This window comes from Kitasatospora sp. NPDC043950, from assembly GCF_056435345.1.
The window spans coordinates 1-8,722 of sequence record NZ_JBWKER010000023.1; the positions used below are offsets into that span (position 1 = coordinate 1).

The 8,722-nt window shown below is 73.1% G+C and carries 8 protein-coding genes; 3 read left to right on the plus strand and 5 right to left on the minus strand.

Annotated features, from left to right (window positions below; genetic code table 11):
• The 4 genes from AC07BF_RS17100 to AC07BF_RS17115 form a co-directional block, all read right to left on the minus strand.
• On the minus strand, positions 1 to 250 hold a 250-nt coding region (locus AC07BF_RS17100; RefSeq protein WP_363632352.1), incomplete at its 3' end, for a thiamine pyrophosphate-binding protein.
• A gap of 258 nt (positions 251 to 508) precedes the next feature.
• On the minus strand, positions 509 to 1,729 hold the full coding sequence (locus AC07BF_RS17105) for an MFS transporter (RefSeq protein WP_363632354.1): 1,221 nt from the start codon (positions 1,727 to 1,729) through the stop codon (positions 509 to 511).
• Positions 1,730 to 1,807: 78 nt separating this feature from the next.
• A complete protein-coding gene (locus tag AC07BF_RS17110; protein ID WP_363587036.1) occupies positions 1,808 to 2,287 on the minus strand; it encodes an RrF2 family transcriptional regulator in 480 nt (159 codons plus the stop codon).
• 134 nt (positions 2,288 to 2,421) lie between these two features.
• A complete protein-coding gene (locus AC07BF_RS17115; RefSeq protein ID WP_363587037.1) occupies positions 2,422 to 3,408 on the minus strand; it encodes an NADPH:quinone reductase in 987 nt (328 codons plus the stop codon).
• A 273-nt stretch (positions 3,409 to 3,681) separates the two neighbouring features.
• Between AC07BF_RS17115 and AC07BF_RS17120 the strand changes: the two genes are divergently transcribed.
• Complete coding sequence (locus tag AC07BF_RS17120) at positions 3,682 to 4,911, plus strand: IS701 family transposase (RefSeq protein WP_371516079.1); 1,230 nt, start codon at positions 3,682 to 3,684, stop codon at positions 4,909 to 4,911.
• A 38-nt stretch (positions 4,912 to 4,949) separates the two neighbouring features.
• Here AC07BF_RS17120 and AC07BF_RS17125 read toward each other — a convergent pair whose 3' ends face one another.
• On the minus strand, positions 4,950 to 6,878 hold the full coding sequence (locus tag AC07BF_RS17125) for a helix-turn-helix domain-containing protein (protein ID WP_400803344.1): 1,929 nt from the start codon (positions 6,876 to 6,878) through the stop codon (positions 4,950 to 4,952).
• A gap of 261 nt (positions 6,879 to 7,139) precedes the next feature.
• Between AC07BF_RS17125 and AC07BF_RS17130 the strand changes: the two genes are divergently transcribed.
• Both AC07BF_RS17130 and AC07BF_RS17135 read left to right on the plus strand, forming a co-directional pair.
• Positions 7,140 to 7,889: a 50S ribosomal protein L11 methyltransferase gene (locus AC07BF_RS17130; RefSeq protein ID WP_363632359.1), complete on the plus strand. Its 750-nt coding sequence runs from the start codon at positions 7,140 to 7,142 to the stop codon at positions 7,887 to 7,889.
• A gap of 495 nt (positions 7,890 to 8,384) precedes the next feature.
• Positions 8,385 to 8,722: 3-deoxy-7-phosphoheptulonate synthase (locus tag AC07BF_RS17135; RefSeq protein WP_478333552.1), on the plus strand; the 338-nt coding region annotated here is incomplete at its 3' end.

Genomic DNA, 8,722 nt, shown 5'->3' on the forward strand with positions numbered 1-8,722 from the left:
CGTGCCGGACCAGGATGTGGCGCACCTTGGCCGAGTCCATCAGCGGGTCGTACGCGGGAAGGATGGCCCCGCCCGGGATGCCGAAGACGGTGTCCACTCCGACCTCTTCGAGTGAACGGATCAATGCCTGGGCGCCGGTCATCGCGGACTCCACGGGCCCGGTCCGGGCGTCGGGGGTGAACGGCGCTGGGGTCGATCCGGTGGTCTCGGTGCTGTGGGTGGTCACGGGGGACTCGCTCAACTGGGTCATCTGGCAATCTCTCGGTTTCGTCGACGTGGTGGTCCGGCGGGGAGTGCCGGGTGGTGTCCGTGGCCGGGGCCGCTGCGGTGCGCGGCGCCGTTGGGCGGCCAGGGACGTGTCGGGGAAACCGGGGCAGCAGGGTCTGTCTCCGCGCCGGTCGTCGGTCGTCGCGTGCTGAGGGGTGTTTCAGCGCTCGGTGCGACGCCGTGCCGTCAGGAAGCGTTGGCCGGAAGGGAGTTGCCCGGCCCGCAAGGAGTGTCTCGCGTCTCAGCCCTTGTTCGTGGGCGAGTGGTGGGTGAAGAGCAGGAAGACCAGGGCGATGGCGGCGATGGCCGCGCCGAGGCCGTACACGGTCGCGGCGCCGGCGCCGAGGGTGGCGCCGCCGATGATGGTGCCGAGGCCGATTCCGAGGTAGATGGAGGAGGAGTTGAGGGAGACCACCAGCGGGGCCTCCTGGGGGGCGACCTCGATCAGGCGGTGTTGCTGCGGGGGTGTCTGGCACCAACTGCTGGCGCCCCAGAGGAGGACCAGCAGGCCGACGACGGGCTTGAGGTCGGAGTCGGAGGCGGCGAGCCAGGCGAGGGACCCGAGGGCGACGACCATGGCGGTGTAGCCGACGATCAGGACCTTGGTGGAGCCCCAGCGGTCGGTGGTGTAGCCCGCGGCGAGGTTGCCGATGACGGCGCCGAGGCCGTACAGGAAGAGCATCCACAGGATGGAGCGCTCGGGCACCTTGACGGCTTCCAGCATGGGCACGCTGTAGGCGTACGCGGTGTAGCTGGCGCCCATGCCGAGGACGGTGAGCGGCAGGACGGCGAGGACGGCCGGCCGGCGCAGGACGGCGAGGCGGGTGCGTAGCGGCACCCGGACGTTGCCGGGGAGCCACGGCATGATCAGGCGCAGTATCACGGCGACGAGCAGGCAGAGTCCGGCGACGAGGCCGAGGGCGGTGCGCCAACCCAGCCAGTGGCTGGCGGCGTTGCCGAGCGGCACGCCGAGTGCGGTGGCGATGGTGAGGCCGCCGATGACCACGGCGAGGGCTCGGGCCCGCAGTTCGGGGCGGACGAGGGAGGCGCTGACGGCTCCGGCGTTGGGGGTGTAGGCGGCGGCGCCGGCGGCGGCGATGATGCGGCTGATGATCAGCACGGCCATGTTGGGGGCCAGTGCCGAGCCTAGGTTGGCGATGCCGAGCGTGAACAGTGCGGTGATCAGCAGGGTTCGGCGGGGAAGCCGGGCGAGGAGGGTGGCCAGGACGGGGGAGAGGACGGCGTAGGCAGCGGCGAAGACGGTGATCGACTGGCCGGCCGTGGCCGGGGAGACGTGCAGGTCCTGGGCCATGGAGGGGAGGAAGCCGGCCACGACGAAGGCGTCCGTGCCGACGGCGAACGTCCCTAAGGCGAGGACGAGGGTGGAGGACAGGCCGCCCTGGGGTGGTGAGCCGGGTTCGGCCGGAGCTTTCCGGTCGGCCGGAATCGAGACACTGGACATCCAGATTCTCCTTGCGGGTCGGTGCGCGTGCTGTGGTGTCGCCGCGCGGTGAGGCGGTCGGACCGTCGGGCGGTGCGGTCAGCCGGTCATGCGGGCGTAGTGGCGTCGGGTGCGGTCGGCGGCCCCGCCCGGCGCGGCGGCCATGAGGTCGGCCACCGTCTGCCCGGCGAGTTCGCGGCGCCAGGCCAGTTCGGCCTTGCGCATCGCGGTGGCGATCCCGCACGGCTGTCGGAACTCCCGTGCGATGGCGCCACCGCCGTCCGCGCGCTGGCGGATCTCGGTGCAGCGGAACACGTCGTCGGGGCCCTCGATGGCGGCGACCACGTCCATCAGGGTGATCTTCTCCGGCCGTCGGCCCAGCCGGAAGCCGCCCTTGGAGCCCGGCGTCGAGCTCAGGATGCCGGCCCGGACCAGTGCCTGTAGGCGCTTGGTCAGGTAGGCCGGCGGCAGGTCGAACCAGGCCGCCAGCCGTGCCGTCGGAACCGGTTGCTCACTGTCGAGCCATGCCAGGGTGAGGCAGCAGTGCAGGCCCCACTCGACTCCTTCACCCATTCGCATAACCAGGACAATACACGTCCAGGTTCTGCGACGCAGGCCGGACGCGCCGGAGGTCCGGAATATGTCAAGTCGCGGCCCGACGAGGGCGTTGCGGCCCTGCCGGACCTCCGGTACAACGGTGAGCAGCCGACCGGTCAGGCCCGCGAATCGGGCCTGAGGACCACCCGTCTGCCGTGCAGCTCGCCGCGTTCCATTCGGCCGTGGACCTCGGCGGCGGCGCTCAGCGGAAGGGTCTCGACCACCAGGGGGCGCAGCCGTCCGGCCGCGAGCAGGCGGTTGATGCCGACGGCGGCCTCGGCCAGTTCGGTGCTGGTCGCATGCGAGATCACGAAGCCGGCGATCGAGCAGTCCTTCATGTAGAGCGGCCCGACCGGGAGGATCGGCCGCGAGCGGGCGCCGGCCAGCAGGACGATCCGTCCGCGCGGGGCGAGCAGGTCGACGGCGGTGGCCAGGTCGTTCTCCCCGGACGTGTCGAGGTGGAGGTCGACGCCGCCGGGGCAGGCCTGGGCGAGCCGTTCGGCGAGGTCCGGATCGCGGTAGTCCAGGGCCTCGGCCGCACCCAGGGCGAGGCACTGTTCCAGGTCCCGGGCGGAGGCGGTGGCGACGACCCGGGCCCCGGCGTCGACGGCGAGGGTGACCAGCGCGGAGCCGACGTTCCCGGCCGCGCCGGCCACCAGGACGGTCTCACCGGCCCGCAGGCGGCCGTGTGTGAACAGGCCGAGGTAGGCGGTCGCGGCCGGATGGACGACGGCGACGGCCTCCTCGGGGAGGACGCCCTCAGGGAGGTGGTAGAGGCGGTCGGCGGGGACGACGACCTGCTCGGAGGCGGCGCCCTGGCGCCCGCCGTGGCCGAGGCTGTTGGTCCACACCCGGTCGCCGACGGCGAAGCCGGGGGCGGCCGGCCCGGCCGCGGCGACGGTGCCGACCAGGTCGCGGCCGATCACGAACGGGAACGCGACCGGGGTGCGGAAGAGGCCGGAGCGGACGAAGGTGTCCACCGGATTGACGGTGGTGGCCGTGACGTCGACCAGGATGTCGGTCGGCCCAGGACGGAGGGAGGGAAGTTCGCCGTAGCGGATGTTCTCGGGCGGCCCGAGGGCCTCGATGAAGGCTGCTCGCATGCTCGGAGAGTCTTCCACCGGTCAACGCCGGGGTGCCGCACGGAAGCCGTTTGTTCGTCAACTCGCGCGCGGTCGGCCCGCCCCTGATGGCCCCGGCACACCCCACCGGGCGGCTCCGGGGGCGATCGCGCCTGCTCGCGCGCTCTGTCCGGTGGTCCGGCCATAGGCCGCGCGTGCAGCCGTGTGCCCGGTGCACCTGGGCCCGGCCTGAGCCCTCTGCATACCGTCGACCCATCTGAAGATGCGTCTGCCATGTAGAGGTTGGGGATCTCGATGAGCGACTTCGCCCTGCACATCAGGGACACGCGAACACCCGGGCGCACGCCGGGCGTTGGCAGTTCCCACGACATCGTCCTCTCGGAGCTGTGCCCGGCGCTGTTCGCGTCGCTGCCCCGGGCGGACCAGCGCCGCAAGGGTGTGGAGTACCTGCGCGGACTGCTGGGCGCGGAGGGCCGCAAGTCGGTGCGCAACATCGCGCGGCTGATCGGCGGGCAGGCCACGGAGCAGAACCTGCACCACTTCATCAGCAGCTCCACCTGGGAGTGGGACCCGGTGCGCGCCGCGCTGGCGCACTACGTGACGTCCGTCGCGCCGCCGCAGGCCTGGGTGGTGCAGCAGACGGTCATCCCGAAGGCCGGGGAGCACTCGGTGGGCGTGGATCGCCGGTTCATCTCCTCGCTCGGCCAGGTGCTCAACGCGCAGCAGGCGGTGGGCGTCTGGGCGGCGTCCGAGGAGGTGAGCATGCCGGTGAACTGGCGGCTGCACCTGTCCCGGGCGTGGCTGGACGACGTGCCGCGGCGCAGCCAGGCGTCCATCCCGGCGAGTGTGGACACCCGGACGCTGGGCGACTGCTCGGTCGAGGCGGTGCTGGAGCTGACCTCGGACTGGCGGCTGCCCACGCTGCCGGTGGTGATGGACGTCCGGGAGCTGGACGGGATGAAGGCGCTGCGGCGGCTGCGCGCGGCGGGGGTGCCGTTCCTCGTGCGGATCAACAGCACGCTGCCGCTCCGCCCGGCCGAGGGGGCCGGGCACGGCGCGGAGGCGATGCCGGCCCACCGGATCATCGGGGCGTGCCGGGACCGCAGGCGGATGGTGACCTGGACCGACCACGGCCAGGACGCCGGGCTGCGTACCGCGCTGGTCGGTGCCGTCCGGGTGCGGACGGTGACCGGGGCGGCCCGCTCCCTGGGAGTGAGCCGCAGGCCGGACGGCCCGGACCGCGACCTGCTGCTGCTCGGCGCGGGCAGCTCCGGCCGGCGCTGGCCGCAGGAGCTGTGGCTGGCCGACGTCCCGGACGCCACGCCGGCCCAGCTGTTCCGGCTGAGCCTGCGGATCGGCCGGGTCGAGCGGGACTTCGACGAGATCGCGGACCGCACCGGCATCCGCGACTACACCGGCCGTTCCTTCAACGGCTGGCACCGCCATGTCACCCTCGCCTCGGCCGCACACGCGGTCGTGGCCCTCTCCCACACCGGCGGCCGCTCGCTCCGCCGCGTGAGCTAGGGGCACTCTTCCGGATCACGCCCGCGCCCCGACAGGCACTAGGTCCCTTGGTCGACTCCCGCCGACGGGCCGTCCTTGACGAGGAGGTCGCGGACGCGCGAGAGCCGTAGGGCGAGCTGGACTTCGAGCGCTTGGCCGGGGTCCTGCCAGTCGGGGCCGAGCAGTTCCGCGACGCGTTCCAGGCGGCGGGCGACGGTGTTCGGGTGGACGTGCAGCTTCTGGGCGGCCCGGGTGGGGCTGGCTCCGGTCTCGAAGTAGGCGTCCAGGGTGCGGCCGAGGTCGGTGAACCGCTGCCGGTCGTACTCGAGCACCGGACCGATGACCGAGTCGACGAAGGAACGGACGTCCCGGTTGTCGGCGAGCAGGACACCGAGGAAGCCCAGCTCCCGGGGGGAGGCCGAGCGGCCGGTGGCGTCGAGGGCGATCATCGCCTCCAGGCAGCGCAGCGCCTCCTGGTGGCAGTGGTAGACCGAGGCGGCGTCCGCGACCGGCCCGGCCGCCGCCACCGTGACCGGTTCGCTCAGCAGCGGGGCGAGTTCGTTCAGGACGGCCCGGGCCGTCGTGCCGGCGTCGGTGCCGGGCAGCAGCAGCACGGCGTTGCCGCCGTGCCCGACCCGCAGCCCGTTCAGTCGCTGGGCCAGGCCCGTGGCCAGGGCGCAGGCCCGGCCGACCGCTCGGGCCTCGGGACGGACGACCACCACCACGTGCGGCGTGGCCAGGTTGATGCCGAGCCGGCGGGCGCGCTCCTCCAACTGCTGCGGCGGGCGCTGGGCGCTGGTGAGCAGGTCCTCCATCAGCTCGCCGTGGGCGCGGCCCTGCACGACGGTGGTGTCGCCGGTGCGCAGCAGCTGCACCGCCACCGCCTGGGCGGCCAGGTGCAGCAGTTCGTCGATGCCGGCCGCGGGGAGGTCCTCGGGGCGGAACACCAGGGTGCCGAGTATCTCGCCTCCGGCGGTGACCGGGGCCGCCCAGAGGCCGTCCGCGGTGTGGACCGGGCGTTTGGCGGCGTGCACCTCCGCGGCGGCGGGTCCGGTCTCGGGCATCCGGCCGGTGGTGGTCAGGACGGTGCCGTCCGCCGCGTGGATCCGCAGCGCGCCACCCAGGTTCCGGCTCACGGCTTCGGCGAGACCGTGGAGTTCGCAGTCGGTCAGCGCCCGTTCGATCAGCTCGTGATGGATGCGCCGGTGCTCGCTGAGCTCCCGCAGCGACTCGGTGGTGCGTCCGTGCTCCTCGCGCAGGGTCTGCGCGGTGGCCTTGGCGTCGTCGAGGACGAGGGCGCGCTGGACGGCCAGGCCGGCGAGCTCGCCGAGCAGGTTCGTGGTGGAGATCTCCTCCGGGGTGTAGTGCCGCACATTGCGGTCGGCGACGTAGAGCGCGCCGAAGGGGTGTGGGCCGTAGCTCAGCGGGACGGCCATGATCGCGCGCAGCGCCTCGGCCCGGACCACCTCGTCGATGTCGGTGCTGTGCTGGATCCGGTTGTCGTCGAGGTAGTCCGGGGTCCAGACCGGCGCGAGGTTGGCGACGGCGGCGTGGCCGAGTCCGGAGCCGCCGGTCAGCTGGAGGCCGACGTTGAGCGTGGAGGTGTGGCCGTCCGACGCCCGGATGTAGGACAGGCCGTCCTCCGGTCCGGGGAAGCTGACGTACGCCATGTCCGAGCCGAGGAGCAGTCGCGAGCGCCGGGTGACGACCTTGAGCACCCCGTCGAGGGTGTCGGGGACGAGGAGGTCCCGGGCGGTGTCGAGCAGCGCGGACAGGCCCGCCTCGCGTTGCTGGCGCCCGCGGCGCTGGGCGCAGATGTCCAGTCCGAGCCGGACGGCCCGCTCCAGTGCGGCCGTCTCGGCCTCGCGGGCGCCGCCGCGGGCGGCCTCGGCAAGCAGTGACTCGATGCGCGCCGGTGGTGCCTCCGCCACCAGCAAGGTCAGTACCGTCAGCGCGTCAGGCCGCTTACGGACCCCCTGTTGGGCCATGCCCTACCCCCACCCGTGCACATCAGCCTTTTTGCCTGGCACATGCCAGGTAATGCAAAGTGTTTATCATGTCACTTTGGGTGGGGCTCGGATGATTCCACGGTTTGGACGGTGGAGGGGGCACCGCCGAGTGGCCCCGATGTGTTGCCGGGTCACCTTCCCGCCGCCCGTGCCGGTTGAGGAGGATGACGTGGTGGCCACCGGGGAGGTGGTCCGGGCGACAACGCCCAGCTGGCGCGGCGGGGGGCACAGGCGGACGACATGAAGGCGCTACAGGACTACCGCCGTTCGCTGGAACGGAGCAGGGCCGCGCTGGAGCACCCGCACCGGCCCGCGACCTTCCGGCTCTGCGGCCGTGAATGGGACCTGCTGCCAGGGATTTTCGCCCCGGTCTACTCGCCCACCAGCGAGATCTCCATGCGCCTGCTCGGTCTGGACGACCCGCGGGCCGCCGGGCGCTCCGGCTCGCTGCTGGAGATCGGCTGCGGCACCGGCGTCATCGCGGTGGCCGCAGCACTGGCCGGGCATGCACGGGTGGTGGCCGGCGACATCAACGAGGCCGCCGTCCGCAACACCGAGATGAACGCCCACCGGCACGGCGTCGCCGACCGCGTCCACAGCGTGCACAGCGACCTGTTCGCCGCGCTCGCGCCCGAGGAGCGCTTCGACACCGTCTTCTGGCACTCCAACTACGTGCTCGCGCCGGAGGACTACCGCTACCGGACGATGCACGAGCGCGGCTACGTCGACCCGGGCTACGCCGCCCACCGCCGCTTCCTCGTCGAGGCTCCGGGCCGGCTGGCTCCGGGCGGCTCGGTGCTGCTGCACTTCAGCGAGCGCGGCGACCTGACGGCGCTCCTCCGGATCGCCGAGGAATGCGGGCGCACCCTGCGGGTGGTGCGCAGCGGCGTCTTCCCGGAGGGCGAGGAGGAGGTCGCGCACATGTTGATCGAGGTGACCGTGGCGCGCGGCCGGTCCGGCGGCGAGACGGCACCTGGTACCGGCTTCTGACGTCCGAGCCCGGCGGCCCGATCTGCCACGCCGACTTCGGCACATGCCACGAGGTGCCGGCGCACGGTGGTCCGCCCACCCCGGGGGATGCGTGGGCCACCGGAGTCCGGCCGTGCTGTACGGCGTCCAGATGGGGCGCGCGCCCGAGCCGTTCCATGGCCGGATCTCGCCGGTCCGCCACCTCGGGACGGACCTCGTCGAGGGCCCGCCGTCACCGTTCTCGGTCGCGCCGGGGCGACATCTGACGGAGTGTGCCGCCACCTGATGGAGTATCCGCCACCTGACGAAGTGCGGGGGCGGGCGTTGGCGACACCTGGTGGCACGCCACAAGATCTGGAAGAGCCTCAGCCGTTCGGCGGCCGGCGGACCGCTGCCGGACCGGGACCCGGCCCGCGGGCCGGCCGCTCCTCCCTGACCCGTGCCATCCACAGCCTCGCCACGACGCCCTTCCGTGCGCGCCGCCGAGCCGGCGCACCTTCGCCCCGGGAGACCCCCATGGTCACCGCCCTGTCCGCGCTCCTGTCCCGGCCCGCACTCCATCAGCCCGACTGGGCCGACCACGAGCACCTTCCCGACATCAAGGACCGGCTGGCCGGTCTGCCGCCGCTGGTCGGCCCGGCCGACGTCCGGCGGCTGCGCTCCGTGCTCGCCGACGTCGCGGCCGGGCGGGCCCAGGTCGTACAGATCGGCGACTGCGCCGAGGACCCGGCGGAGTGCACCGGGGGGGGGGGGGGGCGGGAGAACAGCCCGCCTTGGGTCACGGCCGGCCCCTTCCAACCCGCCACCCCCCCGTCCGTGGTCTCGGGTGGCCGGAATGGCGGCCCGTTTACCAC

What these genes read in the sequence shown, in the direction of transcription:
- AC07BF_RS17105 (WP_363632354.1), bottom strand. Translation starts at nt 1,729, where the DNA reads ATGTCCAGTGTCTCGATTCCGGCCGACCGGAAAGCTCCGGCCGAACCC.
- AC07BF_RS17120 (WP_371516079.1), top strand. Translation starts at nt 3,682, where the DNA reads ATGAGCGACTTCGCCCTGCACATCAGGGACACGCGAACACCCGGGCGC.
- AC07BF_RS17115 (WP_363587037.1), bottom strand. Translation starts at nt 3,408, where the DNA reads ATGCGAGCAGCCTTCATCGAGGCCCTCGGGCCGCCCGAGAACATCCGC.
- AC07BF_RS17125 (WP_400803344.1), bottom strand. Translation starts at nt 6,878, where the DNA reads ATGGCCCAACAGGGGGTCCGTAAGCGGCCTGACGCGCTGACGGTACTG.
- AC07BF_RS17130 (WP_363632359.1), top strand. Translation starts at nt 7,140, where the DNA reads ATGAAGGCGCTACAGGACTACCGCCGTTCGCTGGAACGGAGCAGGGCC.
- AC07BF_RS17110 (WP_363587036.1), bottom strand. Translation starts at nt 2,287, where the DNA reads ATGCGAATGGGTGAAGGAGTCGAGTGGGGCCTGCACTGCTGCCTCACC.